General features: G+C 68.8%; 26 protein-coding genes. 22 read left to right on the top strand and 4 right to left on the bottom strand.

Annotated elements, in window-relative coordinates:
* The gene (locus tag GXW79_RS07135; RefSeq protein WP_211873661.1) at positions 1–2,265 is read right to left on the bottom strand and encodes a glycosyl hydrolase family 28-related protein; all 2,265 of its coding nucleotides are present in this window, start codon (positions 2,263–2,265) and stop codon (positions 1–3) included.
* A gap of 183 nt (positions 2,266–2,448) precedes the next feature.
* Complete coding sequence (locus GXW79_RS07130; protein WP_211873660.1) at positions 2,449–3,102, bottom strand: hypothetical protein; 654 nt, start codon at positions 3,100–3,102, stop codon at positions 2,449–2,451.
* A 268-nt stretch (positions 3,103–3,370) separates the two neighbouring features.
* Here GXW79_RS07130 and GXW79_RS07125 point away from each other — a divergent pair, with 268 nt between their 5' ends.
* The 11 genes from GXW79_RS07125 to GXW79_RS07075 are packed head-to-tail and all read left to right on the top strand — an operon-like array spanning position 3,371 to position 12,982.
* Positions 3,371–4,459, top strand: a complete 1,089-nt coding sequence (locus GXW79_RS07125; protein WP_246503793.1) for a polyamine ABC transporter substrate-binding protein — start codon at positions 3,371–3,373, stop codon at positions 4,457–4,459.
* A 5-nt stretch (positions 4,460–4,464) separates the two neighbouring features.
* Entirely contained in the window at positions 4,465–5,478 is a 1,014-nt protein-coding gene (locus tag GXW79_RS07120; protein ID WP_367614829.1) for an ABC transporter ATP-binding protein, read from the top strand.
* Positions 5,478–6,320: an ABC transporter permease gene (locus GXW79_RS07115; protein ID WP_211873766.1), complete on the top strand. Its 843-nt coding sequence runs from the start codon at positions 5,478–5,480 to the stop codon at positions 6,318–6,320. The genes GXW79_RS07120 and GXW79_RS07115 overlap by 1 nt, the downstream gene beginning before the upstream one ends.
* Positions 6,320–7,120 (top strand): ABC transporter permease subunit, encoded by an 801-nt coding sequence (locus tag GXW79_RS07110; protein ID WP_211873765.1) that lies wholly within the window; start codon positions 6,320–6,322, stop codon positions 7,118–7,120. The genes GXW79_RS07115 and GXW79_RS07110 overlap by 1 nt, the downstream gene beginning before the upstream one ends.
* Positions 7,121–7,156: 36 nt before the next feature.
* The gene (locus GXW79_RS07105; protein ID WP_211873658.1) at positions 7,157–8,359 is read left to right on the top strand and encodes a pyridoxal phosphate-dependent aminotransferase; all 1,203 of its coding nucleotides are present in this window, start codon (positions 7,157–7,159) and stop codon (positions 8,357–8,359) included.
* Positions 8,320–8,817 (top strand): GNAT family N-acetyltransferase, encoded by a 498-nt coding sequence (locus GXW79_RS21600; protein ID WP_281414685.1) that lies wholly within the window; start codon positions 8,320–8,322, stop codon positions 8,815–8,817. Before GXW79_RS07105 ends, GXW79_RS21600 begins: the two co-directional genes overlap by 40 nt.
* 31 nt (positions 8,818–8,848) lie before the next feature.
* Positions 8,849–10,051, top strand: coding sequence for a pyridoxal phosphate-dependent aminotransferase (locus GXW79_RS07095; protein ID WP_211873656.1), 1,203 nt, complete (start codon positions 8,849–8,851; stop codon positions 10,049–10,051).
* Positions 10,048–11,070, top strand: coding sequence for a GNAT family N-acetyltransferase (locus GXW79_RS07090; RefSeq protein ID WP_367614828.1), 1,023 nt, complete (start codon positions 10,048–10,050; stop codon positions 11,068–11,070). Before GXW79_RS07095 ends, GXW79_RS07090 begins: the two co-directional genes overlap by 4 nt.
* Entirely contained in the window at positions 11,070–12,188 is a 1,119-nt protein-coding gene (locus GXW79_RS07085) for a PP2C family protein-serine/threonine phosphatase (RefSeq protein ID WP_211873655.1), read from the top strand. Before GXW79_RS07090 ends, GXW79_RS07085 begins: the two co-directional genes overlap by 1 nt.
* A gap of 48 nt (positions 12,189–12,236) precedes the next feature.
* Positions 12,237–12,578, top strand: coding sequence for an STAS domain-containing protein (locus GXW79_RS07080; protein ID WP_211873654.1), 342 nt, complete (start codon positions 12,237–12,239; stop codon positions 12,576–12,578).
* Positions 12,578–12,982: an ATP-binding protein gene (locus GXW79_RS07075; RefSeq protein ID WP_246503803.1), complete on the top strand. Its 405-nt coding sequence runs from the start codon at positions 12,578–12,580 to the stop codon at positions 12,980–12,982. Before GXW79_RS07080 ends, GXW79_RS07075 begins: the two co-directional genes overlap by 1 nt.
* Here GXW79_RS07075 and GXW79_RS07070 read toward each other — a convergent pair.
* Positions 12,979–13,869, bottom strand: coding sequence for an alpha/beta fold hydrolase (locus GXW79_RS07070; protein ID WP_211873652.1), 891 nt, complete (start codon positions 13,867–13,869; stop codon positions 12,979–12,981). The genes GXW79_RS07075 and GXW79_RS07070 overlap by 4 nt on opposite strands.
* 84 nt (positions 13,870–13,953) lie before the next feature.
* Here GXW79_RS07070 and GXW79_RS07065 point away from each other — a divergent pair, with 84 nt between their 5' ends.
* Positions 13,954–14,349, top strand: coding sequence for a carboxymuconolactone decarboxylase family protein (locus GXW79_RS07065; protein WP_211873651.1), 396 nt, complete (start codon positions 13,954–13,956; stop codon positions 14,347–14,349).
* Positions 14,350–14,505: 156 nt separating this feature from the next.
* Positions 14,506–15,405: an NAD(P)-dependent oxidoreductase gene (locus GXW79_RS07060; RefSeq protein WP_211873650.1), complete on the top strand. Its 900-nt coding sequence runs from the start codon at positions 14,506–14,508 to the stop codon at positions 15,403–15,405.
* Between the two features lie 9 nt (positions 15,406–15,414).
* Here the strand turns inward: GXW79_RS07060 and GXW79_RS07055 are convergent, their stop codons facing one another.
* A complete protein-coding gene (locus GXW79_RS07055) occupies positions 15,415–15,744 on the bottom strand; it encodes a multidrug DMT transporter permease (RefSeq protein ID WP_211873649.1) in 330 nt (109 codons plus the stop codon).
* Positions 15,745–15,832: 88 nt separating this feature from the next.
* Between GXW79_RS07055 and GXW79_RS07050 the strand changes: the two genes are divergently transcribed.
* The 9 genes from GXW79_RS07050 to rplS all read left to right on the top strand — a co-directional run bounded on the left by GXW79_RS07050 (position 15,833) and on the right by rplS (position 24,181).
* Positions 15,833–16,960 carry a glycosyltransferase family 4 protein gene (locus GXW79_RS07050; RefSeq protein ID WP_211873648.1) on the top strand — a complete coding sequence of 376 codons (1,128 nt, stop codon included), beginning with the start codon at positions 15,833–15,835 and terminating at the stop codon, positions 16,958–16,960.
* Positions 16,957–17,874 (top strand): glycosyltransferase family 9 protein, encoded by a 918-nt coding sequence (locus tag GXW79_RS07045; protein ID WP_211873647.1) that lies wholly within the window; start codon positions 16,957–16,959, stop codon positions 17,872–17,874. Before GXW79_RS07050 ends, GXW79_RS07045 begins: the two co-directional genes overlap by 4 nt.
* 61 nt (positions 17,875–17,935) lie before the next feature.
* On the top strand, positions 17,936–19,894 hold the full coding sequence (gene thrS, locus GXW79_RS07040; protein ID WP_211873646.1) for a threonine--tRNA ligase: 1,959 nt from the start codon (positions 17,936–17,938) through the stop codon (positions 19,892–19,894).
* A gap of 69 nt (positions 19,895–19,963) precedes the next feature.
* The gene (gene infC / locus GXW79_RS07035) at positions 19,964–20,476 is read left to right on the top strand and encodes a translation initiation factor IF-3 (RefSeq protein WP_211873645.1); all 513 of its coding nucleotides are present in this window, start codon (positions 19,964–19,966) and stop codon (positions 20,474–20,476) included.
* Positions 20,477–20,730: 254 nt separating this feature from the next.
* Entirely contained in the window at positions 20,731–22,122 is a 1,392-nt protein-coding gene (ffh, locus tag GXW79_RS07030) for a signal recognition particle protein (protein WP_211873644.1), read from the top strand.
* Between the two features lie 19 nt (positions 22,123–22,141).
* Positions 22,142–22,477: a 30S ribosomal protein S16 gene (gene rpsP / locus GXW79_RS07025; RefSeq protein WP_211873643.1), complete on the top strand. Its 336-nt coding sequence runs from the start codon at positions 22,142–22,144 to the stop codon at positions 22,475–22,477.
* Between the two features lie 4 nt (positions 22,478–22,481).
* Entirely contained in the window at positions 22,482–23,000 is a 519-nt protein-coding gene (rimM, locus tag GXW79_RS07020) for a ribosome maturation factor RimM (protein WP_211873642.1), read from the top strand.
* A 2-nt stretch (positions 23,001–23,002) separates the two neighbouring features.
* Positions 23,003–23,740, top strand: a complete 738-nt coding sequence (trmD, locus tag GXW79_RS07015) for a tRNA (guanosine(37)-N1)-methyltransferase TrmD (RefSeq protein WP_211873641.1) — start codon at positions 23,003–23,005, stop codon at positions 23,738–23,740.
* Between the two features lie 24 nt (positions 23,741–23,764).
* On the top strand, positions 23,765–24,181 hold the full coding sequence (rplS, locus tag GXW79_RS07010) for a 50S ribosomal protein L19 (protein WP_211873640.1): 417 nt from the start codon (positions 23,765–23,767) through the stop codon (positions 24,179–24,181).
* Positions 24,182–24,261: the final 80 nt, after the last annotated feature.

Here is a 24,261-nt window from a genome sequence, read left to right as displayed (position 1 = left end):
TCACGAGACCACCGCGCCGTCCGGCCAGCGCCAGGCGGTGCCGTCGCTGATGGCTAGGCGCTTGTTGAGCGTGCCGTCCGAGACGTAGATCATCGCGCGCGGGTAGCTGGCCGCGGCCGGCACGGTCGCGACCGTGAAGCTGGGCAATTGCAGCGGCGACAGTGCGCTGACCGGCGCGGTGCCCTTCGCCGAAAGCCGCAGTGCGGCGTTCGCGTCGGACCCGTTGACGGTGATCAGCGGGCCGGTCCCGGTGATTGCACCCGTGCCCTGGAGGTAGTTCACCGCCGAGGTCGGGTTGGTGATGACGAAGGCATAGGCGCTGTTGGATTGCAGCCCGAGCACGCCGGTGCCCTTGGCCGTGATGTCGAAGCTGACATTGGCGTCGGTGCCGAGTGCCGAGAGGCTCACCTTGCCCGCCGTCGCCGCCCCCGAAGCCTGGAGGAAGTTCACCGCGGAGGCCGGATTGGTGACCACCACGGCATTGGCGCTGTTCGCCTGCAGGCCCAGCGTGCCGGTGCCCTTGGCGGCGACGTCGAAGCCGATATTTGCGTCGCTGCCCTGCGCCTGAACGCTGACGCGGCCGGCTGCCACCGCGCCATTGGCGCGGAGATAGTTGGCCTGGGTCGCACCCGCCAGCGCTTCGAAGGCGAGGATGGCGTTGGGCGCGATCTGCACCGGGCCGGTGCCCTTGCTGCGCAGGCTGAGCGCGATGTTGGTGTCGCTCCCCTGCGCCCCGGCGACCACCGGCTGTCCGGTGACGGCGCCGCTGACGCGCAACTCGTTCACCGTGCTGGCGGGCGTGGTGACGCCCAGCGCGTGCGCGCCGGAGGCACCGCCGATGGTGACCGTGCCGGACTGCACCCGCATCACCTCCACGCCGCCGGTGCTGATCGCGAGCTGGTTGGTGGCCGGGCTGGACAGGCCGGTGTTCGTTGCACCGACCATCGCACCGGGTGCCGCGATGGAACCGGCGGGCGACATCGACGCGACGAACCCGTTGGTGCTGCCGTTCTGCAGCGCGGCGCCGTTGCTGTTCGCGATCAGCACCGGCGCGCCGAGATAGATCTGGTTCGGGGTGCCCGAGGCGACGTTGAGCAGGTTGATCGCCGGCGAGCCATTATTCGCGAGGTTCGCCTTCTCGACGCGGGCGGAGAAGACATCGAGCCGGTTGTTCACGCCATTGACCTGGATGGCGTTGGTCTCGACTGCGTCGATGCGCAGGTTCGCGATCTGGATGCGGGCATTGCTGCCGTCGATGCGGATGCCGGTGCCGCCGGGGATCGGCGCACCGGCAGGCGTGATCAGCTCGCCCTGGGTGGTGAGGTTGGCGATCTGGCCGGAGACGTCGTTGCCCTCGACCCAGAGGCTGTACTTTGCGAAATCGGTGTAGCCGTTGCCGAGGTAGAATTTTGTCGTGGTGCCTGAGGCGGAGGAAGCGAAGCGGAAGACCGAGCGGCAGCCGAGAACGAAGATGTCGTCCATGAAGATGCCGTCCACGCGGCGCATCACGAGCGCGTCGAAATTCTGCTGCTGGTAGCCGAGCACGTTCACGTCGGATGTCGCGAAGGTCCAGAAGTGGACGTAGTTGACGCGCGGGATGTCGAAGCAGCGATCGATCTCGATGCCCGTCGTGAACACCTGGCCGCGCAGGCGTTCCACGTTCAGGCGCCCAGAATTGTCGCAGAAGATGCCGCGGTTGATCGAGCACAGGAACACGTTGCGGAAATCCACCGCACCCAGGCAGTCCTGCACGCGGAAGACGAAGTCGTAGTTGGTCGGCGTCCAGCCTGGCGCCAGGGAGGGATGCGTCTGGCGGAAGGCGATGTCGCGCACGGCGGAGCCGCGCGCGGCGGTGCCGGTAAAGGTGAAGGGCGTGAAGCCGGTGGTGTCGATGGTGATCCAGCTGCCATCGGCGGCGTTGGGGCCTTCGGTGAAGCCCATGCCCTGCAGCGTGATGGCCTCGCTGTCGATCACGACGGCGGAGGCGATGCGATAGCGCTTGGCCGCGAACAGGATGGTGCCGCCGGTGCCCGTGAGGCTGTTGATGGCGGCCTGGATGGCCGGGCCGTCATTGGTGATGCCATCGCCCACCGCGCCGAAATCCTCGACGCTGACGGACCGGCCGCTCAGCACGGCGCCACGCAGCTGGGTGACCGAGGCGCGGCGCGTGACCGCGGCGGCGCCGCTGCCCTGGACGATGGGGATGATGTCGGCGCCCGCGGCGCCGCTGGCCGCGGGAAGGGCACTGATCTTGGTATCGGACATCGGTGTGGGATCCTCGCTCGATGATCGGGGGGAGAGGCTGTGCGGGTGTGAGGGACGGGAACCCGGCCCGCATTGCGGGCCGCAAGCCCGAACGGGCGTTGCCGGGCGTCCAGCGAGCCAAGCGCGCCCGGCGCTTGAGGGCACAAGAATGCTGTTGCGTTGGCGGCTCGCCGAAGGGGAACGCTAACTCAACAAAACGGCGCCGTTTTCGAGCAGCAGCAGGCCGCCGGATTCACGCAGCAGGCGGGCATAGGCGCGGATGAGCGTCGGCGCGGAAATCGTCACCAGCGTTGCGTCGGCGGTATCCGCCACGCGCAGGCGCCACTCCGCGCCGGGCGGGCCGGGCAGGGTGATGGTCGTTGCGACGAGGCCGCCCACCACGGTGAAGATCTGTGGCGCGGCCGCGGGTTGGTCGTTCTCGTCGATGAGCGACAGTGTGACCTGCGCGACCGGGCCGATCACCGTGATGGTCAGCGCCGCCGGCGTCTCGGGCAGTGCGGATGGAGGCAGGCCGGCCAGGATGATCGCCCGGGCCGTGGCGATGCCGCCATGGTTGACCTCGATGAACTGCGTGGCCGAGCGGATCAGCCGAAGCCCCGCCCCCGTGGTGTCGAGCGTGAGGCCGGCACCGGTGGTGTTCGCCACGCCCACCGGCAGGAAGGCCGTGGCGTCCGATGCCTGGACGATGATCACGTCACCGATCGCCAGACGCGCCGCGGCGGCGGTGAAGTAGCCCGGCGCGATCACGCTGCCGCGCTGGTCGCCCGTGCGGTAGTGCCAAAGGGTGAAGCCCGAGATGGTGGACAGCGCGTTGAGGCCACGTTCGTCATAGGGCATGCGGGTCTCCTGCATCCGCGCAAGGCGCAAAGCCACCCGGTCTTGCGGCCGGGCGGTGCGGGCGGGTTGTGATGGGGGGCGCCTGAGAGGGGGGAGGGCTTGGCCGTGAGGCCTTCGGGACATGGTTCGCCCCTTGGCCCGTCTGCATTAGGAGAATAACAGCCTAGTGTAAAGGAAATAATTCCTCCACATGATCGCGCGTCGCTTGCCCCTTCCGCTGGCGCGCCGCAGCGGCGAACATCGTGGTTGCCTGAGGGATATGGATGCGATGCCGCGCTGGATTGCCGCCCTGGTCGTGATGCTGCTGCTGCCGGTCGTGGGGCAGGCACAGCCGGTGCTCAACATCTACAACTGGTCCGACTACATCGACCCCTACGTGGTGCAGCGCTTCACCGCCGAGACCGGCATCCGCGTCCGCTACGACGTCTTCGACAGCCTCGAGACGCTGGAGGGCAAGCTCTCCGCCGGGCGCTCGGGCTATGACCTGGTCGTGCCGACCAGCGAGCCGACCTTCGCGCGGCTGGTGCGCGCAGGCGCCTTGCGGCCGCTGGACCGGGCGCGGATCCCGAATTGGGCGAACCTGGATCCGGCGCTGATGGCGCGGGCCGCGGCGGTCGATCCGGGCAACCGGCATGGCGCGATCTATCTATGGGGCACGGTGGGGATGGGCATCCGGCCCGATCGGGTGCGCGTGCTGGCTCCCGATGCGACGATGGATGGCCTGGCCCTGCTGCTGGACCCGCGGCACGCGCAGCGCCTGTCGCGGTGCGGCATCCAGGTGATGGACAGCGCGACGGATGTGATCCCGTCCGTGCTGCGCCATCTCGGCCTCGACCCGAACACCGACAGCGCCGAGGACCTGCGCGCCGCGGAACGGGCGCTGCTGGCGATCCGGCCGTTCGTGCGCGCGATCCTGCCCTCGGGGTCGGTGCTGGACGCGCTGGCGACGGGCGATGTGTGCCTCGCGCTTACCTATTCGGGCGATGTGATCCAGGCCTCGGCACGGGCGCGCGAGGCCGGGCGCGGGGTGGAGGTGGCCTATGTGGCTCCGCGGGCGGGCGCGCAGCTGTGGTTCGACATGCTGGCGATCCCGGCCGATGCCCCGAACCCGGAAGCAGCGGAGGCGTTCATCGACTTCGTGCTGCGGCCGCCGGTGATGGCCACGATCACCACCCACGTGCGCTACCCGAACGCGGTGCCGGCGGCGCGCGCGCTGGTGTCCGAGGGGGTGCGCAACGACCCGAGCGTCTACCCGACCGAAGCGACCCTGGCCGCCAGCTTCGTCGCGACCACACCGAGCCAGGCGACGGAGCGACTGCGCACCAGGCTCTGGTCGCGCTTCAAGGCCGGGCGCTGATCGGCGTGCCGCCACTGCTGCTGGAGGCGCGGGGGCTGCGGCGATCCTATGGCGCGGCGGTCGCGCTGGAGGCGCTCGACCTCGCCATCCTGCCGGGCGAGTTCTTCGCGCTGCTCGGCGGCTCGGGTTCGGGAAAATCCACGCTGCTGCGGCTGATCGCCGGGCTCGAGGCGCCCGATGGCGGCACCCTGCTGCTGGAGGGGCGCGACATCACCCGTGATCCGCCCTGGGCGCGGCCGGTGCACATGATGTTCCAGTCCTACGCGCTGTTCCCGCATATGAGCGTGGCGGAGAATATCGGCTATGGGCTGCGCCGCGCCGGGGTCGCGAAGGCGGAGCAGGCGCGCCGCGTCGCCGAGGTGCTGGCGTTGGTGAAGCTCGAGGGCTTTGCCGCGCGCCGGCCGCACCAGATCTCCGGCGGGCAGAAGCAGCGCGTGGCCCTCGCCCGCTCCCTGGTGATGCGCCCGAAACTGCTTCTGCTGGATGAGCCGCTGGCCGCCCTCGATGCCGGCCTGCGCGAGCAGACCGGGTTCGAGCTGCGCGCTCTGCAGCGGGCAACCGGCGCCGCCTTCGTCATGGTCACGCATGACCAGGGCGAGGCGCTCGCCCTCGCCGACCGCGTCGCGGTGCTGGAGGGCGGTCGGCTGATGCAGGTGGGTTCGCCGGAGGCGGTCTATGCGCGGCCGTCGAGCGCCTTCGTGGCGCGGTTCCTGGGTGCCGCGAACATCGTGGAAGCCGCGTGCCTCTCTCTCGCGGCAGCCGAGCCTGGGGCGGCGGCCTATGCGCTGCGGCCGGAGCGCATCCGCCTGACGCCGGGCGGCGAGGCCATCGGCGCCAACGCGGCCATCGGCCAGGTGCGCGAAGCGGCATTCCGCGGTGACGCGACGCTGTTTGTCGTCGCCCTCGATGGCGGCGGCGAGCTGCGCGTGATGGTGCCGGCCGATGACCCGATGCCCGCGATGGGAGAGCGCGTGGCCCTTGCCTGGGATCCGGACGACCTCGTGCCGCTGGCCGCGTGATGCGGCGCGTACTGGTCCTGCTGCCGGCCTGGGCCTGGCTGCTGGCCTTCGTGGCGGCGCCGGCGGTGATCCTGCTCGGCATCGCGTTCGGCACCGGGGCAGAGGGCGTGCCGCCGTTCCGCTGGCCGTTCGGGCCGGGCCTTGCCTGGCAGGGCAGCTTCGGCAATCTCGCAACGCTGATCCAGGATGAGTTCTACCGCGATTCACTGTGGCGCGCAGCGTTGCTGGCCGGCAGCACCGCGGTGCTCACCCTGCTGCTGGGCTTCCCCATGGCCTTCGCCATCGCACGTGCGCGGCGCGGCTGGCGGGTGCCGCTGCTGGCCCTGGTCCTGCTGCCGTTCTGGACCGGCTTCCTGCTGCGCATGGGCGCCTTCATCGGGCTGCTGCGCGACCAGGGGCTGGTGAACGCCGCGCTGCTCGGCCTCGGTCTCATCGAGGAGCCGCTGACCTTGCTTTACACGGAGGGCGCGATGCTGGCGGGGATGGTGCATGCGTACCTGCCCTTCGCCGTGCTGCCGCTTTACGCCACGCTCTCGCGCCTGGATCCGGTGCTGGAGCAGGCGGCGGCCGATCTCGGCGCGACGCCGGCGACGGTGTTCTGGACGGTGACCCTGCCGCTGGCGCTGCCAGGCGTCGTCGCGGCGTCTCTGCTGGTGTTCATCCCTGCCGCCGGCGAGTTCGTCATCCCCGAACTGCTGGGGCCATCGGACGCGCTGCCGGTCGGGCGGGTGCTGTGGCAGGAATTCTTCAGCAACCGTGACTGGCCCATGGCGGCGGCCCTCGCCGTGGCGCTGCTCGCGCTGCTGATCGTGCCCATCCGCCTGTTCCAGCGCGCGTCGTGATGTGGCGCGGCGTGCTCGTCCTCGGGCTGGGGTTCCTCTGGGTGCCGGTGCTGCTGTTGGTGGGCTTCGCCTTCAGCGCGGACCGCATCCCCTTCCAGTGGGGCGGCTTTTCCCTGCACTGGTTCGCCGCACTCGCCACGAATGAGCGGCTGGTCGAGGCCGCCTGGCTATCGCTCCGCGTCGCGTCGGGCTCGGCCACGCTCGCCACGCTGATCGGCGGCGTCGCCGGCTTCGCGCTGGCCCGCTGGGGGGCGTTCGCCGGCCGCGGGCTGTTCGGCGCCCTGATTGGCGCGCCGCTGGTGCTGCCCGAGGTGGTCACAGCGCTCGCGATGCTGCTGCTCTTCGTCACGCTGGAAGCCGCGATCGGCTGGCCGGCCGGGCGCGGCGCGCTCACCATCCTGCTTGCGCATGCGACGCTCGGTGCCGCCTACGTCGCCGTGGTGGTGCAGGCGCGGCTCGCGGGGACCGAGCGGGTTCTGGAGGAAGCCGCGATGGACCTCGGCGCCGGCCCTCTCGCCACCTTCCGCACCATCACCCTGCCGCTGATGGCCCCGGCGCTGGCCGCCGGATGGCTGCTCGCCTTCACGCTGTCCTTCGACGACCTGGTCATCGCGAGCTTCGTCTCCGGCCCCGCCGGCACCACCCTGCCGGTGCTGGTCTTCTCCGCGCTGCGCCTCGGCCTGACGCCCGAGATCAACGCGCTGGGCGCCGTCATTCTTGCCTTGGCGGGCCTCTGCGTTGCGCTCGCCGCGCTGCTGCTTCGCGCACGATGGCTTGAAGGCGGGGGGGAGGGGGGGTAGGTTTCCGCCCTTCCGCAACACCCGGCCCAGGGTCCCATGAACATCATCGCCGACCGCCTCGACCGCATTTCCCCTTCGCTGACCATTGCGATGACCGCGAAGGCGCGCGCGCTGAAGGCGGACGGGAAGGACATCATCTCGCTCTCCTCCGGTGAGCCGGATTTCGATACGCCGCGCAACGTCAAGGATGCGGCGATCGCGGCGATCGAGCGCGGCGAGACGAAGTACACCGATGTCGCCGGCACCCCGGCGCTGCGCCAGGCGGTGGCTGCCAAGTTCAAGCGCGACAACAATGTGGACTACAAGCCGGAGGAGATCCTGGTCGCCACCGGCGGCAAGCAGGTGATCTTCGACGCGCTGCTGGCCACCATCAACCCGGGCGACGAGGCGATCATCCCCGCCCCCTGCTGGGTGAGCTACCCCGACATCGTGAGCCTTGCCGAGGGCACGCCCGTCATCGTTCCCTGCGGCCAGAACCAGGGTTTCCGGATGACCGGCGAACAGCTGGAAGCCGCGATCACGCCGAAGACCAAGTGGCTGATCCTCAACAACCCCTGCAATCCGACCGGCGCGGCCTACAGCTGGGACGAGCTGAAGTCGCTGACCGACGTGCTGCTCAAGCACCCCGACGTGTGGATCTTCAGCGACGACATCTACGAGAAGCTGATCTTCGACGGCCGCAAGATGCCCACCATCGTCGAGGTGGAGCCGCGGCTCAAGGACCGTACCGTGACGATGAACGGCTGCTCCAAGGCCTATGCGATGACCGGCTGGCGCATCGGCTTTGCCGGGGCGCCGCTGAAGCTCATCAAGGCCATGGACAAGCTTCAGAGCCAGAGCACGTCCAACACCAGCTCCGTCTCGCAGGCAGCCGCGGTCGAGGCGCTGAACGGCCCGCAGGAGAGCATCGAGGCGATGCGCGTGGTCTATGAGCGTCGCCGCGACTTGGTGGTGTCCATGCTGAACGACGCGCCGGGAATCCGCTGCCACAAGCCCGAGGGCGCCTTCTACGTATTCCCGGACGTGCATGGCTGCCTGGGCAAGACCAGCGCGGGCGGCAACAAGATCGACAGTTGCGAGGCCTTCGTGCTCGCGCTGCTGGAGGAAAAGGGCGTCGCCGCCGTGCACGGCGCGGCCTTTATGTTCCCCGGCCATTTCCGCATCAGCTACGCGACCGACGATGCCTCGCTGGTGGAAGCCTGCACGCGCATCCAGTCCTTCTGCGCCGGGCTGCGCTGAGCGGTCCGCCGTTTCGCCTGCGTCCCGCGCGGGAGGATGACTTCGAGGCGCTGCTCGACCTCTCCATCCGCGTCCTGCGCGCGGATCTGGAACGGCTGGGTCGCTTCGACCCGGCGCGCCGGCGCGAGAGGCTTCGCGCCGTGTTTGACCGCGATGCGTTCCAGGTGATCGAGTTGGATGCGCGGCCTGTGGGGTGCATCGCGACGGTGGTGGCGGATGACCACATGGTGCTTCACAGCGTCTACCTCGAGCCTGCGGTCCAAGGGCGCGGGCTGGGCGCCCGGATGCTGGCGGAGGTCCTGGCGTCGCTGCCGGTCCTGCCGGTGCGGATCGAGGTGCTGAAGGGCAGCCGGGCACGGCGCTTCTGGGAGGACCAGGGGTTTATCTTCGTGGCGTGCCAGGATTTCGACGACGTGATGGAGCGGCCGGCCCGGCCTGCCGCCACGGCCGGGGAATAGGCCCTGCGCCGCAGTTGAGGATGGTTGTGTGATGCCCGCGCTCGCTGAACGCCTGAAGCAGTTCTCCGTCTCCGCCTCAGTCATCATGGCCACCAAGGCGCGCGAGCTGGCGGCGCAGGGCATCAAGGTGGTGAGCATGACCACCGGCGAGCCGGATTTCGCCACCCCCGCCAATGCCATCGAGGCGGCGCACCAGGCGGCCCTTAATGGCGAGACGAAATACACCCCCCAGGACGGCACCCGCCGGCTGAAGGAGGCTGTGCAGCGCAAGTTCAGGCGCGACAACGACCTCGACTACGCGCTCGACGAGATCATGATCACCAATGGCGGCAAGCAGTCGATCTTCAACGCCTTCATGGCGACGATCGACCCCGGCGACGAGGTGGTGATCCCGACGCCGTTCTGGAGCAGCTACGCCGAGATGGCGAAGGTGGCCCAGGGCACGCCGGTCTTCGTCAGCTGCCCGCAGAACAACGGCTTCAAGGTCCGGCCCGAGGATCTGGAGGCCGCCATCACCCCGCGCACAAAATGGGTGATGCTGAACTTCCCCAACAACCCCACCGGTGCGGCCTGTTCGCGTGCCGAGATGGAGGCGATCGCGGCCGTGCTGCTGCGCCATCCGCATGTGTGGGTGATGACCGACGACATGTACGAGCACCTCGTCTATGACGGCTTCGAGTTCTGCACGATCGCCTCGGTGGAGCCGCGCCTCAAGGACCGCACGCTGACGGTGAACGGCGCGTCGAAGACCTATGCAATGACCGGCTGGCGCATCGGCTTCGCCGGCGGTCCGAAGCAGCTGATCAAGGCGATGGTGAACATGCAGGGCCAGACCACGGCCGGCGTGTCCAGCGTCGGGCAGGCGGCGGCGGCGGCGGCACTCGATGGACCGCAGGAGGGCGTGGCCGAGCGCGCGGCCATCTACCGCGAACGTCGCGACCTGATGGTGGAGATGCTGAACGCCGCGCCCGGCATCCAGTGCCACAAGCCCGAAGGCGCCTTCTACGTGTTCCCCAACATCGGCGGCTGCATCGGCAAGACCTCCGCCGGCGGCCGGCTGATCGCGACGGATGGCGATTTCGCCCTCGCGCTGCTCGAGGAGAAATACGTCGCCGTGGTGCAGGGCGCCGCCTATGGCATGAGCCCCTATATCCGGCTCTCCTACGCGAGCTCGACCGAGCATCTGCGCGAGGGCTGCAAGCGCATCCAGGAATTCTGCCAGGCGCTGCGGTGATCCCAGCCATCCGTCCGGGACGGGATGACGATGCGGAAGGCGTCATTCGGCTGATCGGGGATTGCTGGGCAGAATACCCCGGCTGCGTGCTGGATGTGGATGGTGAATTGCCCGAGCTGCGCAGCCTGGCCAGCTGGTTCGCGCAAGCGGGCGGCGACTTGTGGGTCGCGGACCATGAGGTGGGGCTCGCAGGGATGGTTGGCGTGCGGCCGCGGCCGGATGGCTCGGCGTGGGAAATCTGCCGCCTCTATGTCGATGGCGCGGCACGCGGCGGCGGCCTCGCCGATGCGCTGTTGGAACGCGCCGAAGCGCGGGCGCGGGCGGCGGGTGCCGAGGCGCTCGTGCTCTGGACCGATACGCGCTTCCTCCGCGCCCATGCCTTCTACGAAAAGCGCGGCTACCTGCGGCAAGGCCCGATCCGCGTGCTCGACGATGTCTCCCACTCGCTGGAATTTCGCTACGCCAAGCCGGCTCGCGGCATCGCCGTCGCCGAACTGGACGCGGCGGCCGCGGCCAGCGCCGCGCGATGCCTGGGCCGGCTCATGGTCGACGCCGCCGCGCACGGTATGTCCGAGGCGTACCTGCCGCCAGCGCAGCCGGCACGCGCGCGCGACATCTGGCGCGGCGTCGCGGCGCGCGTCGCCCAGGGACGTTGCGCCCTGCTGGTCGCCTGGGAGGAGGGCGAAATCGCCGGAACGGTTCAGCTCGACCTTGATGTGGCGCCGACGCAGTCGCATCGTGCCTTGATGATCCACCTGTTGCTGGACCCGAGCCGTGATCGAAGCGCCATCGCCGCAGCGCTGCTGTTGCGGGTCGAGGCCGCCGCGGCGGCGCATGGCCGGTCGCTCATCACCTGCGAGCTGCCTGACACGGGCGTTGCCGACCACTGCCGATTCGCGGGCTGGCGCGAGGTGGGACGCATCCCGGGTGGCCTTGTCGGCGCCGATTCGGCGGTGAACGACAGCTTGATCTTCTGGAAATCCGTCGCTTCAGGCATGCTTCCTTCCGGAGGCGCCTGATGTCGGACGAGAGTGATCGCACCATGATGCGGCGCGTGCCGGCGCAAGACGACGCCGGCGCGGAGCCGCTTCTACACATGCTCGTCGTCGAGGCACCGGGCGAAGCGCCTCGGCGTGTGGCGCTGGGCGCCGCGCCGTTGCGCGTGGGCCGTGTGCCCGACAACGACATCGTGCTGCCGTCGAGCGAGATCTCGCGCGCGCATTGCACCTTCGCCTTGCGCGGCGACGAAGCGATGGTGACCGATCTCGGCTCGACCAATGGCTGTTACCTGAACGGCGTGCGTATCCACGGCAGCGAGGCGCTGCGCTCCGGCGCCAGGCTGCGGCTCGGGCCCTACGCCATCACGCACCTGCATGGCCCACGCACGCAGCTTGAGCGCGGCGATGCGTTGGAACGCGACCTCGCCAAGGCCGGGCGCTACGTGCTGGCGCTGCTGCCGCCGCCGATCACGGATGGGCCCGTGCGTGTCGATTGGCGCTTCCTGCCCTGCATCGGGGTCGGCGGCGATGGCTTCGGCTATCGGGCCCTGCCCGATGGGCGCTTCATCGTCTGGCTGATGGACGTCGCCGGGCACGGGGCCGGCGCCTCCATGCTGGCGGTGAGCGTCATGAATACGCTGCGCGAGGGCAGCCCGGCCGGCGCCGATCCGGGCAACCCCGCGGCCGTGCTGGCGGGCCTGAACGGCGGCTTCCAGATGGATCGGCACGGCGGGCTGTATTTCACCATCTGGTACGCGGTGTACGACCCCGGGACGCGTATGCTGCGCTATGCGTCGGCCGGCCAGCATGCCGCCTTCCTCGGCTTGCCTGGCACCGAGCCGATCCCGCTTTCAACGCGCAATCCCGGCATCGGCCTCGCAGCGCCCGAGCGGGTGTTCGGCGAAGCGACCGCGCTGGTGCCCGAAGGTGCGCGTCTCACCCTGTTCAGCGACGGTGCCTTCGAGGTGCAGGCGCGCGACGGTACGCAGCTGACGCTGCGCGATTTCATCCCGCACCTCGCCGCGCCGCCGGAGCCAGGAATGTCCGAGCCGGAGCGGCTGCTCGCGGCAATCCGGGACTCCTCGCGGCCTGGACCGATGGAAGACGATGTCGCTATTTTGTCACTCGACTTCCCTTGATCCTGGCTACAGGTCGCGGGTGTTATCATTTCGGCTAGGAAGCTCGGCATGGAATTCGAAGTGCATGACATTGCTCCGGACTTGGCGCAGGTCGTCCTGTCGGGAAGGCTCGACGCCGTGGGCGCCGAGGTTCTCGACCTGCCGTTCACCGCGCAGATCGGCCATATCGGCAAGAACGTGATCGTCGACCTGTCCGCGGTACCCTTCGTGGGCTCGCTCGGCATCCGGGTGCTGATTTCCGGCGCGCGTGTCCTGCAGCGCAGCGGTCATCGCATGGCGATCTACGGCGTGGTCCCGGCCGTTGCCGAGGTGTTCGACATCGTCGCCCTCGAAGACCTCATCCCGCTGGCGCCGGACATGGCCGCGGCGCGCGGCATCGTGGGTGGGTGATGGACACCGCCGTGCCGTTCCAGCTGCGCGTGTCGGGCGACACATCCGACATCGTGGCTGCCGAGAAGAAGCTTCAGGGCCATCTCGAGGAGGCCGGGGTGCCTGGCATCGTCGCCTCGCGCGCGGTGGTCGTGCTTGAGGAGGTCGTCCTCAACGCCTGCCGCCACGGTGGTGCGACCGAGGTCGAGATCGAGGTCCTGGTCGAGGATCGCGGCTGTACCGTGATCTTCGAGGATGCGGGCAAGGCGTTCGACCCTTTGTCCGGCCAGTTCGCCGAGACCGCGCCGGCGAGCATGGATGATGTCGGCGGCCGCGGGTTGCTGCTGATCCGGCGTTCGGCGACACGGTCCACCTACGCCCGCGTCGAAGAGCGCAACCGGCTGGTCCTGGAGTTCACCGGCTAGCCGGCGTCGAGGAATCCCTCCAGCGCCTTCAGCACCTGGTCCGGCGCTTCCTCGGCGAGGTAGTGGCCGGAGGGCATCGGGCCGCCGGACACGTCGCCATCCGCGTAGCCGTGCCACAGCGCCAGCGGATCGTACCAGGCGCCGATCTTGCCCTTCGCACCCCAAAGGACCCGGAGCGGCGCGCGGATGCGCTGGCCGGCCGCGCGGCTTTCCCGGTCGTGGAGCAGGTCGATGGCGGTCGCGGCGCGGTAATCCTCGCAGATCGCCTCGATCGTGCCCGGCAGGTGCAGCGCGGCGAGATAGTCGGCGCGCGCCTCGGGGTGGAAGAAGCCGCGGTCCTTGGGCTCACGGCTGGTGTGCAGGTCGAACCAGTCCTCCACGTCACCACGGATCATGCGCTCGGGCAAAGGGTGCGGCTGGGCCAGGAAGAACCAGTGCCAGTAGCCGAGGCCGAAGGCCATGTCCACGCGTTCGAAATGCTCGATGGTGGGCACGATGTCGAGCAGCGCGAGGCGGTTGACCGCGTCGGGCCAGTCGAGTGCGAGGCGATGAGCGACCCGCGCGCCGCGATCATGCGCCAGCACCTGGAACCGAGTGTGGCCGAGGTCGCGCATGACGGCGACCATGTCGGCGGCCATCGCACGCTTGGCATAGGCCGCGCTGTCGCCGCTCACCGGCGGCTTGTGCGAGAAACCGTAGCCGGTGAGGTCGGGACACACGACGCTGAACCGCTCGGCGAGCCGCGGCGCGACGCGGTGCCACATGGCGTGGGTCTGGGGATTGCCGTGCAGCAGCAGCAGGGGCGGACCCTCGCCAGCGCGGCGCAGGCGGAAGGGACGGCGCTCGACGGTGCGCGTCTCCAGTATGAAGCCGGAGAAGAAACTCATTGCACGTGCTCCTCGCACCCTCGCCCGGTTGACCGGGGCGGCGCCACGGGCAAGCTTGCGCCGACATTCCTTGGGAGGAAACCGATGTCCGACGACCAGGCCCTGTTCGACAAGGGCATGCCGATCCGCCGAGCCGTGCTCGGCGCCGAGTATGTCGATGGCTCGATGGCGAAAGCCGACGAGTTCATGATGTCGTTCCAGCGCGCGACCACCGCCTGGGCTTGGGGCTGGGCGTGGGGCGACCCGACGCTGGACCGCAAGACCCGCAGCCTGCTGAACCTCGCGATGCTGACCGCGCTGGGTCGCACGCCGGAGATCAAGCTGCATGTTAAGGGCGCCTTGAACAACGGCCTCACGGTCGAGGAGATCAAGGCGACGCTGCTGCACGCGACGGCGTATTGCGGCATTCCCGCCGGCCTCGACGCGTTCAAGGCTGCGCATGAGGTGCTGATCGCGGAGGGAGCGATCCCGAAGGTCTGATCGGACGACAGCATGGGGGAATGAATTCCCCCAAACCCCCTTCTTTTCTTATTGGTTTTTGGTGCTGGCTGCGCAGCCAGCACCAAGAGATAAAAATTTAAGAATGGGGTCTGGGGAAATTCTTTTCCCCAGCCTTTTTTGGCACGGGAGCCTCCCATGATCGCATTCATCGGCATCGGCAACATGGGTTGGCCCATGGCCGCGAACCTCATCAAGGCGGGCCATGAGGTTACCGTCTGCGACGCCGTCCCCGGCCGTGCGGACAAGTTCGCGGCCGAGGTCGGCGGCATCGCGGCCGATGGCCCTGACGAAGCCGCGCGCGGCGCCGAATTCATCATCACCATCCTGCCGACCAGCAAGCAGGTGGCCGAGGTCGCGGCGCTGATCGGCCCGGTGCTTTCCGAGGGCAGCGTGTTGATCGACATGACCTCCGGCGCGCCCGGCCGCACGCGGGAGATCGCGGCGGCCCTCACGTCGCAGAAAGTCGCGGTCGTGGATTGCCCGGTGTCCGGCGGCGTACCGAGGGCCAGGACCGGCGAGCTCGCGATCATGGCCGGTGGCGAGACGGCGGTGCTGGACCGCGTGGAGCCGGTTCTTCGCGCCATGGGCACCTCCATCCACCGCTGCGGCGGGGTGGGCGCGGGCCAGGCGATGAAGGCGCTCAACAATCTCGTCAGCGCCGGTGGCTTCCTGATCGGTATCGAGGCGCTGCTGATCGGCCAGCGCTTTGGGCTCGATCCCGCGCTGATGGTCGATGTGCTCAACGCGTCGACGGGGATGACCAATTCCAGCCAAAAGAAGTTCAAGCAATTCGTGCTGTCGCGCCGCTTCGATTCCGGCTTCGGGCTGGACCTGATGGTGAAGGACCTGACGATCGCGCTCGAAATCGGGCGGGAGACGACGACGCCCACGCCCTTCTCGGCACTGTGCCGCGAGCTGTCGGCGAGTGCGGCGGCGCTGCTCGGGCCCGGCCAGGACCACACCGCGCTGGCACAGCTTTCGGAACGGCTGGCGGGCGAGGCGCTCGGCGGCGGCAATCGCGCCGGCGAGGGCTGACCCTGCAGTTCAGCGAAAGAAGACGGTAAATCCGGCGAGCGCCAGGCCCGCGACGCCGCAGAGCATCGACAGACCTGGCCAGAACGGCCGCGGCCCCAGGCGCGCGAGAAAGGCATTGAAGGCCAGCGACCCGACCACTGCAGCGAGTGGCTGCGACCAGTGCAGCCTCAGCGCACCCCAGATGATGAGCGCGAGCCAGGCGACGAAACAGGCCTTGCCGAGCAGGCGCCACGCGGTATTCGCCAGCGGCGATTCCGGGCGCAGCTCAGGCGCGGAGGATTTCGATTGGATGAAGGCCGCGCCCGAGAGCAACAGCACGGCGAAGAAGTAGGGCGACATTGCTCTTGGCCGTAATCGGTTACGCCGCGCCCCGTCAAGGCGCATGGGGTGGACCCGCGCCGGGCCGGTCGTATAAGCGCGGCTGAACATGACCCGTTCCCCCGCCATCCTGCAGATCCTGCCCGCGCTCTTCACCGGCGGCGTCGAGCGCGGCACGCTCGAGATCGCCGAGGCGCAGGTCGCGGCTGGCTTCCGCGCGCTGGTGGCCTCGGCCGGTGGGCCACTGGTTGCGTCCCTGGAGGCGCTGGGTGCCCGCCATGTCACGCTGCCGCTCGACAGCAAGGCGCCCTGGGTGATGTGGCGCAACGCCGCGGCCCTCGCCACGCTGGTGAAGGCGGAGGGCGTGGAGATCATCCACGCCCGCTCGCGCGCGCCGGCCTGGTCGGGGCTGGTCGCTGCGCGGCGGACCGGCGCGCGCCTCGTGACCACCTATCACGGCAGCTACAACGAGAATCTCTGGGGCAAGCGCCTGTACAATTCGGTGATGGCGCGCGGCGACCGCGTCATCGCGATCAGCCGCCATATCGAGGCGCTGATCCTCGCGCGCCACGAGGCGGATCCGTCGAAAGTGCGGATGATCCCGCGCGGCGTCGACCCGCGCGCCTTCGACCCGGGCGCCGTCTCACCCGCGCAGGTTGCGGCGCTCCGCGCGTCCTGGGGGGTTCCGGAGGGGCGCGCGGTCATCATGCTGCCGGGCCGCATCACGCGCTGGAAAGGGCAGGAGGTTCTGGTGCGCGCGATGGCGAAGCTGGGCGGCGATTCCATCGCCTTGCTAGTGGGCGACCGGGACGCGAAGCAGGCCTATGCGAGGGCCCTCGAAGCCGAGATCGCGGCGGCCGGCCTCGGCGATCGCGTGCGCCTGGTCGGGCATGCCGCGGACATGGCAACGGCGCTGATGGCGGCGGATGTCGTCGTGCACGCCTCGACCGAGGCCGAGGCCTTCGGCCGCACCGTGATCGAGGCGCAGGCCATGGCGCGGCCGGTCATCGCGGCCGATCTCGGCGGACCGCGCGAGACGGTTGAGGAGGGCGCGACCGGCTGGCGTGTGCCCGCGGGCGACGTGGATGCGCTGGCGGAGGCGCTGCGCTACGTGCTCGCCCTGCCGGCCGTGGCGCGGGCCTCCATCGGCCGCGCCGCGCGCGCCGCGGTGCTCGCGCGCTACAGCACGCAGGCGATGCAGGCGGCGACCATCGCGGTGTATCGGGAATTGCTGTGAGCGCGGCGAATATCCTGGTCATCAAGCTGGCTGCGCTGGGGGATTTCGCGCTCGCCTTCGGGCCTTTCGCCGCGATCCGCGCGCATCATCCCGGCGCGCGCATCACGCTGCTGACGACGCCGCCCTACGCCGCCCTGGCGCGCCAGGCGCCGTGGTTCGATGCGGTGTGGGAGGATGGGCGGCCGGCCACGCGCGATGTGCTCGGGCTGTTCCGGCTGGCCCGCAAGCTGCGGGCGGCACGCTTCGACCGCGTTTACGACCTGCAGACGTCGTCGCGCTCATCTCGGTACAGGTTTCTCGTGGGCGCGCACGCCGAATGGTCCGGCATCGCGCGCCGCGCCTCGCATCCGCACGCCAATCCGCAGCGCGACTTCATGCATACGATGGAGCGCCAGCGCGAGCAGCTCGCGATGGCCGGGATCACGGATTTCCCGGCGCCGGACCTGTCCTGGCTTGACGCCGACCTGTCGGCGCTCGACCTGCCCGAGCGCTTCGCGCTGCTGGTGCCGGGCGCCGCGCCGACGCGGCCGGGCAAGCGCTGGCCGGCGGCGCGCTTCGCCGAGCTGGCGGCTGGCCTCGCACTGCCGGCGGTCATCCTGGGCGGCAAGGGAGAGGCGGCGCTCGCCGAGACGATGCGCGCCGCGGCACCCTCCGCGCACGACCTCACCGGACGCACCGACATTCCGATGATCGCGGCACTCGCGCGGCGCGCTGATTACGCGGTCGGCAATGACACCGGCCCGATGCACCTCATCGCCGCCTGCGGCTGCCCCTGCCTCACGCTGTTCGGCGATGACAGTGATCCAGCCTTGTGCGCGCCACGCGGCGAGGCGGTTGCAATGCTGCGGCACAGCCCGTTAAGCGAACTGCCAGTGGAGGATGTTCGGGCAGCATTGGCCGCGCTCTTGCCTTGACGCGCGCCAAGGCGGGTGCCCATGGTCCGCCCCCAAAACCACGCCTGGAGCCCTTTGCCCAATGCCTGCGATCACCTTGCCCGACGGATCCGTGCGCGCCTTCGACGGGCCGGTTACCGGTGCCGAGGTCGCGGCCGCGATCGGGCCGGGGCTGGCCAAGGCGGCGCTCGCGATGGCGGTCGATGGCAAGCTTGTCGACCTGGCGACGCGCCTTGAGTCCGATGCCTCCCTGCGCTTCATCACGCGCCGCGACCCCGAAGCGCTGGAGCTGATCCGCCACGACACCGCGCATGTGCTGGCCGAAGCCGTGCAGGCGCTCTACCCCGGCACGCAGGTGACCATCGGGCCTTCCATCGAGAATGGGTTCTACTACGACTTCGCCCGCAACGAGCCCTTCACGCCGGAGGATTTCGCCGCCATCGAGGCGAAGATGCGCGAGATCATCGCCCGCAATGCTCCTTTCGCCCGCCAGGTTGTGAGCCGCGAGGATGCCATCGCGCTGTTCCGCTGCAAGGGCGAAGCCTACAAGGTCGAGCTGATCGAAAGCCTCGGCGCGGACCAAGAGATCAGCCTCTACAGCCAGGGCGACTGGATCGACCTGTGCCGCGGCCCGCATATGCGCGGAACCGGCGATATCGGCACCGCGTTCAAGCTGCAGAAGGTGGCCGGCGCCTACTGGCGGGGTGACCACCGCAACGCGATGCTCAGCCGCATCTACGGCACCGCCTGGCGCGACCAGAAAGAGCTCGACGCCTACCTGCTTCAGATCGAGGAGGCGGAAAAGCGCGACCACCGCCGCATCGGTAAGGAAATGGGCCTGTTCCACCTGCAGGAAGAAGCGGTCGGCAGCGTGTTCTGGCACCCCAAGGGCTGGATGCTCTACCGCACGGTGGAGGCCTATATGCGCCGCCGCCTGGACGCGACCGACTATCAGGAGGTGAAGACGCCCCAGCTGGTGGACCGCAAGCTGTGGGAAGAATCCGGCCACTGGGAAAAATTCCGCGAGCACATGTTCACCGCCCGCGTCGAGGATGAGGATGAGCGCGACCGGGTGCTCGCGCTCAAGCCGATGAACTGTCCCTGCCACGTGCAGATCTTCAACCAGGGCCTGCGCAGCTATCGCGAGCTGCCGCTGCGCATGGCGGAGTTCGGCGCCTGCCACCGGTATGAGCCTTCGGGTGCGCTGCACGGCATCATGCGCGTGCGCGCATTCACCCAGGATGACGCGCACATCTTCTGCACCGAGGCGCAGATCGCCGACGAGACGGTGCGCTTCGTGGCCCTTCTTTCCTCGATCTATCGCGATTTCGGCTTCGCCGACTTCCGCGTGAAATTCTCCGACCGCCCGGCCAAGCGCGCCGGCACCGACGCCACCTGGGACCAGGCGGAGGGCGCGCTGAAGGAAGCCTGCCGCATCGCCGGCGTGGACTACACGCTCAACCCCGGCGAGGGCGCCTTCTACGGCCCGAAGCTGGAATTCGTGCTGCGCGACGCAATCGGGCGCGACTGGCAGTGCGGCACCCTGCAGGTCGACTTCGTGCTGCCCGAGCGACTGGACGCCGAATACACCGCCGAGGATGGCGTGCGCCGGCGGCCGGTCATGCTGCATCGCGCGATCCTTGGCTCGTTCGAGCGGTTCCTTGGCATCCTGATCGAGGAGCACGCCGGGCGCTTCCCGCTTTGGCTGGCACCGGTGCAGGTGGTGGTTGCCACCATCGTGGATGACGCGGCCCCCTTCGCCATGGAGGCCGCCGCGGCGCTGCGGGCAGCGGGGATCCGGGTCGCGCTCGACATTCGCAACGAGAAGATCAACCGCAAGGTCCCCGAACATATCGACCAGCGCGTGCCCGTCCTGGCCGTCGTCGGGCGCCGCGAAGCGGAGGAGCGGAGCCTGGTCTTGCGCCGGCTGCCGGGACGGGAGCAGGAGACCCTGCCACTGGCCGAGGCGGTGGCCCTGCTTGTTTCCGAGGGGACGGCCCCCGATCTTCAGGTTGCGGAGCGACCCCAATCGGTCGCATAAGCTGAAAATTCCGATAACCACTAGAGGAGGTCCACGATCTCACGCGCTCCGCTTCCCGCTGCCCAGCAAATGCCCTCCCGCGATGGCCCTCGGGTCAATGAAGAAATCCGCGTCCCGCAAGTGCGCCTGATCGATCAGGACGGCGAGATGCAAGGGGTGATGACCGCCCGCGAGGCGCTGGTGCGCGCCTATGATGTGGGCCTGGACCTGCTCGAGATTTCGCCCAACGCCGTGCCGCCGGTCTGCAAGATCCTCGACTATGGCAAGTACAAGTACGAGCAGCAGAAAAAAGCCAACGAGGCACGGAAGAAGCAGAAGGTCGTCGAGATCAAGGAGATCAAGGTCCGTCCGAACATCGACGACCATGATTATGATACGAAGATGAAGCAGATGAAGGGCTTCATCGACGATGGCGACAAGGTAAAGGTCACTCTTCGCTTCCGCGGCCGCGAAATGGCCCACCAGGAACTGGGCGTGAAGGTGCTCGAACGCATCCGCACCGACCTGGGCGAGGTCATCAAGGTGGAATCGATGCCGCGGCTCGAGAACCGGCAGATGGTGATGGTACTAGCGCCTAAGTAAGCAAGCATGGGGGAAAGATTTCCCCGAAACCCCATCTTTTATTTTTGGCTTTTTGGCGCCGGCTGCCGGGTAGCACCAATAGATAAAAATAAAAGATTGGGGGTCCGGGGGAAATTCTTTTCCCCCGTCTTTGCGCTTGACGCGGTCATCACCCGGGTAATATACGCCCGTTCTCTCCAGTCGGTCACCTTCGGGTGGCTCCGTCGCTCCGCGAAGGCTCGCGCAGCGGCGCGTTATCATTTGGGGCCAAGTTCGTGTTCGAGGCGTTGTCCGGCAAGCTGAGTGGGGTGTTCGACAGGCTGCGCCGCCGCGGCGCGCTGAACGAAACCGACGTGGCCGAGGCGCTGCGCGAAGTGCGCGTGGCCCTGCTGGAAGCGGATGTCGCCCTCCCGGTTGTCCGGGACCTAGTGGCCAAGGTCCGCGACCGCGCGATCGGGCAGGAGGTCATCCGCTCCGTCTCCCCCGCCCAGCAGGTCGTCAAAATCGTCAATGACGCGCTGGTCGAAGCGCTCGGCGGCGGTGATGACGACAATGGCCTGCGCGGGTTGAACCTGAACGCGCCCTCGCCGCTGCCGATTCTGATGGTGGGTTTGCAGGGTTCGGGCAAGACGACGACCTCGGGCAAGATCGCGCTGCGGCTGCGCACGCGAGATCGCAAGAAGGTGCTGGTCGCCTCACTCGACGTGCATCGCCCTGCCGCGCAGTTGCAGCTGGAGCAGCTCGCGGCGCGCGCCGAGGTCACCTCCCTGCCGATCATCGCCGGCCAGTCGCCGCTCGAGATCGCGATGCGGGCGATGGATGTGGCGCGGCGCGAGCTCTACGACGTCGTCATCCTCGACACCGCCGGCCGCCTCGCGATCGATGATGCGCTGATGGCGGAAGTGGCCGCCGTGAAGGCCGCGACGAAGCCACACGAGACGCTGCTGGTTGTCGATGCAATGACCGGCCAGGACGCGGTGAACACCGCGCGCGCCTTCCAGGACAAGGTGGGCGTCACCGGCATCGTCATGACGCGCGTCGACGGCGATGCGCGTGGCGGTGCCGCCCTGTCGATGCGTGCGGTGACCGGCGCACCGATCAAGCTGCTGGGCGCGGGCGAGAAGCTCGACGCGCTGGAGGATTTCCACCCCGACCGCATCGCCAGCCGCATCCTGGGCATGGGCGACATCGTCTCGCTCGTCGAGAAGGCGTCCGAGACGATCGACCAGGCGGAGGCGGAAAAGCTCGCCGCCAAGATGCAGAAGGGCCAGTTCGACCTGGCCGACTACGCGAAGCAGCTGCAGCAGATCGGCAAGATGGGCTCGCTCTCGGGCATCCTCGGGATGCTGCCGGGGGTGGGCAAGCTCAAGGCGCAGATGGCGGATGCCAATCTTGACACCAAGATCCTGACGCGGCAGGCGGCGATCATCGGGTCGATGACGCCCAAGGAACGGCGCACGCCGGACATCATCAAGGCGTCGCGCAAGAAGCGCATCGCGGCCGGTTCGGGTGTGACGGTGCAGGATGTGAACAAGCTGCTGAAGCAGTTCGACGACATGTCTGCGATGATGAAGCGGATGAACAAGCTCGGCCAGAAGGGGATGATGCGCGGCGGTCTCGCCGGCTTGTTGCCCCCTGGCCTTCGGGGCGGCGGTCGCCCCTTCTGATGAACACGGAGAACGATAGATGGCTTTGAAGATCAGGCTGGCGCGCGCGGGTGCGAAGAAGCGGCCCTACTACCACATCGTGGTGGCCGACAGCCGCAGCCCGCGCGATGGCCGCTTCATCGAGAAGGTGGGCAGCTATGACCCGATGCTGCCGTCGGATCATGCGGACCGCATCCGCCTGCTCGCGGACCGGATCATGCATTGGCTGAGCCAAGGCGCGGTGGCGACGGATCGTGTGGCGAAGTTCCTGGGCAAGGCGGAGCTGGCGCCGATGCCGGTGTATCGAGAGCAGCCGAAGCAGTCCGCGCCGAAGAAGAAGGCGCAGGAACGCGCCGCGGCCGCCGCGGCCGGCTGAAGACGTGACAGCGCAGCGCATCCTGGTGGGTGAGATCGGCAGGCCGCACGGTGTGCGCGGCCTGGTGAAGCTGCGCGTCTTCCTGACCGATCCTGCCAGCATCGGCACGCTGGGTGCTCTCACCGACGCGGCCGGCGTGCAGCGCATCAAGCTCACCGTGAAGGCCGACGGGCTGGGGCAGATCGAAGGTGTCGCGGATCGCGACGCCGCGGCGCGCTTGACCGGGACGCGCCTGTATGTGGAGCGTGCGCAGTTGCCACCGACGGAGGAGGAGGAATTCTACCTCGCCGACCTGGTGGGTCTCTCTGCCGTGACCGAAGCCGGCGCGCCGCTCGGGTCCGTGCGCGCGGTGGAGGAGCATGGCGCGGGCGCTTACCTCGTGGTGGGGGAGGGGCGCGGCGAGCAGCTGATCCCGTTCACGCGCGCGGCGGTGCCGGTGGTGGACCTCGGTGCGCGGCGCCTGGTGGTGATCCCGCCGGCTGAGATCATCGTGCCGCCGCAGGACGGCGAGGCCGCGGCCTGACCATGTGGCACGCCTCCATCCTCACCCTGTTTCCGGAGATGTTTCCCGGACCGCTCGGCCTGTCGCTCGCTGGGAAGGCGCTGCGCGATAAGATCTGGCGGTGCGATGCACGCGACATTCGCGCGCATGCGACAGACCGACATCGCAGCGTGGATGACACGCCCTGCGGTGGTGGGGCGGGAATGGTGATGCGGCCGGATGTGGTGGATGCGGCGATGGATGCCGCGCTTACTGAAGGGGTGCCGCGGCCCGCGTTGTTCCTGACGCCGCGTGGACGGTTGCTGGACCAGGCGCTGGTGCGCGAATTGTCCGCCGGGCCTGGTGTTGTCCTGCTGTGCGGGCGGTTCGAGGGCGTGGATCAGCGCGTCATCGAGGCGCGCGGGCTGCGCGAGGTGTCCATCGGCGATTATGTCCTGTCGGGCGGCGAGGTAGCGGCGCTCGCCCTGCTCGATGCCTGCGTGCGGCTGCTGCCAGGCGTGATGGGCGCAGCCGAGAGCGCCGAGGAGGAGAGCCACGGGGCTTCGGCCCTGTTGGAGTATCCGCATTATACGCGGCCGGTTGAGTGGCAGGGGCGGTCTGTGCCCCCCGTTCTGCTCTCCGGCCATCATGCCGAGGTCGCGCGGTGGCGCCGGGCCGAGGCGGAAAAGATCACCCGTGAACGTCGGCCCGACCTTTGGGCTCGGCACACGGGCACCGAAACATCGGCGCGGGCCATTGCCGGCCAGACAGCCGCCGCCTAAAGCATCGACGAAAGGATATTTGTGATGAACCTGTTGCAGCAATTCGAGGCCGACCAGCAGGCCCGCCTCTCCGCCACCCGCGCGACGCCGGAATTTGTCGCCGGCGACACGCTGCGCGTGATGGTGAAGGTGGTCGAGGGCGAGCGCATCCGCACCCAGGCCTATGAGGGCGTGGTGATCGCGCGGTCCAACCGCGGCGTGAACAGCAATTTCACCGTCCGCAAGCTCTCCTATGGCGAGGGCGTCGAGCGCGTCTTCCCACTCTATTCCCCGAATGTCGCCGAGATCATCGTGGTCCGTCGCGGCAAGGTGCGGCGTGCGAAGCTGTATTACCTGCGTGGCCGCACCGGCAAGTCGGCGCGCATCCAGGAGAAGCTGGCCGGCAAGCCGATCCCCGGAGCCGCCATGGTCGCCGCTGCGCCGGCCGCCGCCGAAGACTGATCGTATGGCGGCTGCCTTACCCGCCCGCACCAAGGGACAAAAATAAAAGATTGGGGGTCCGGGGGAAATTCCTTTCCCCC

Source organism: Plastoroseomonas arctica (assembly GCF_018128965.1).
Classification (GTDB): domain Bacteria; phylum Pseudomonadota; class Alphaproteobacteria; order Acetobacterales; family Acetobacteraceae; genus Plastoroseomonas; species Plastoroseomonas arctica.
The sequence above is the reverse complement of the archived record's forward strand: the minus strand, read 5'-3'. Positions and strand labels throughout refer to the sequence as shown.

What these genes read in the sequence shown, in the direction of transcription:
- thrS (WP_211873646.1), top strand. Translation starts at nt 17,936, where the DNA reads ATGCCTGCGATCACCTTGCCCGACGGATCCGTGCGCGCCTTCGACGGG.
- GXW79_RS07065 (WP_211873651.1), top strand. Translation starts at nt 13,954, where the DNA reads ATGTCCGACGACCAGGCCCTGTTCGACAAGGGCATGCCGATCCGCCGA.
- rplS (WP_211873640.1), top strand. Translation starts at nt 23,765, where the DNA reads ATGAACCTGTTGCAGCAATTCGAGGCCGACCAGCAGGCCCGCCTCTCC.
- GXW79_RS07055 (WP_211873649.1), bottom strand. Translation starts at nt 15,744, where the DNA reads ATGTCGCCCTACTTCTTCGCCGTGCTGTTGCTCTCGGGCGCGGCCTTC.
- GXW79_RS07085 (WP_211873655.1), top strand. Translation starts at nt 11,070, where the DNA reads ATGTCGGACGAGAGTGATCGCACCATGATGCGGCGCGTGCCGGCGCAA.
- GXW79_RS07110 (WP_211873765.1), top strand. Translation starts at nt 6,320, where the DNA reads ATGTGGCGCGGCGTGCTCGTCCTCGGGCTGGGGTTCCTCTGGGTGCCG.
- GXW79_RS07075 (WP_246503803.1), top strand. Translation starts at nt 12,578, where the DNA reads ATGGACACCGCCGTGCCGTTCCAGCTGCGCGTGTCGGGCGACACATCC.
- GXW79_RS07125 (WP_246503793.1), top strand. Translation starts at nt 3,371, where the DNA reads ATGCCGCGCTGGATTGCCGCCCTGGTCGTGATGCTGCTGCTGCCGGTC.
- GXW79_RS07070 (WP_211873652.1), bottom strand. Translation starts at nt 13,869, where the DNA reads ATGAGTTTCTTCTCCGGCTTCATACTGGAGACGCGCACCGTCGAGCGC.
- GXW79_RS07095 (WP_211873656.1), top strand. Translation starts at nt 8,849, where the DNA reads ATGCCCGCGCTCGCTGAACGCCTGAAGCAGTTCTCCGTCTCCGCCTCA.
- infC (WP_211873645.1), top strand. Translation starts at nt 19,964, where the DNA reads ATGCCCTCCCGCGATGGCCCTCGGGTCAATGAAGAAATCCGCGTCCCG.
- GXW79_RS07060 (WP_211873650.1), top strand. Translation starts at nt 14,506, where the DNA reads ATGATCGCATTCATCGGCATCGGCAACATGGGTTGGCCCATGGCCGCG.
- GXW79_RS07080 (WP_211873654.1), top strand. Translation starts at nt 12,237, where the DNA reads ATGGAATTCGAAGTGCATGACATTGCTCCGGACTTGGCGCAGGTCGTC.
- GXW79_RS07115 (WP_211873766.1), top strand. Translation starts at nt 5,478, where the DNA reads ATGCGGCGCGTACTGGTCCTGCTGCCGGCCTGGGCCTGGCTGCTGGCC.
- GXW79_RS07135 (WP_211873661.1), bottom strand. Translation starts at nt 2,265, where the DNA reads ATGTCCGATACCAAGATCAGTGCCCTTCCCGCGGCCAGCGGCGCCGCG.
- rpsP (WP_211873643.1), top strand. Translation starts at nt 22,142, where the DNA reads ATGGCTTTGAAGATCAGGCTGGCGCGCGCGGGTGCGAAGAAGCGGCCC.
- GXW79_RS07050 (WP_211873648.1), top strand. Translation starts at nt 15,833, where the DNA reads ATGACCCGTTCCCCCGCCATCCTGCAGATCCTGCCCGCGCTCTTCACC.
- GXW79_RS07105 (WP_211873658.1), top strand. Translation starts at nt 7,157, where the DNA reads ATGAACATCATCGCCGACCGCCTCGACCGCATTTCCCCTTCGCTGACC.
- trmD (WP_211873641.1), top strand. Translation starts at nt 23,003, where the DNA reads ATGTGGCACGCCTCCATCCTCACCCTGTTTCCGGAGATGTTTCCCGGA.
- GXW79_RS07130 (WP_211873660.1), bottom strand. Translation starts at nt 3,102, where the DNA reads ATGCCCTATGACGAACGTGGCCTCAACGCGCTGTCCACCATCTCGGGC.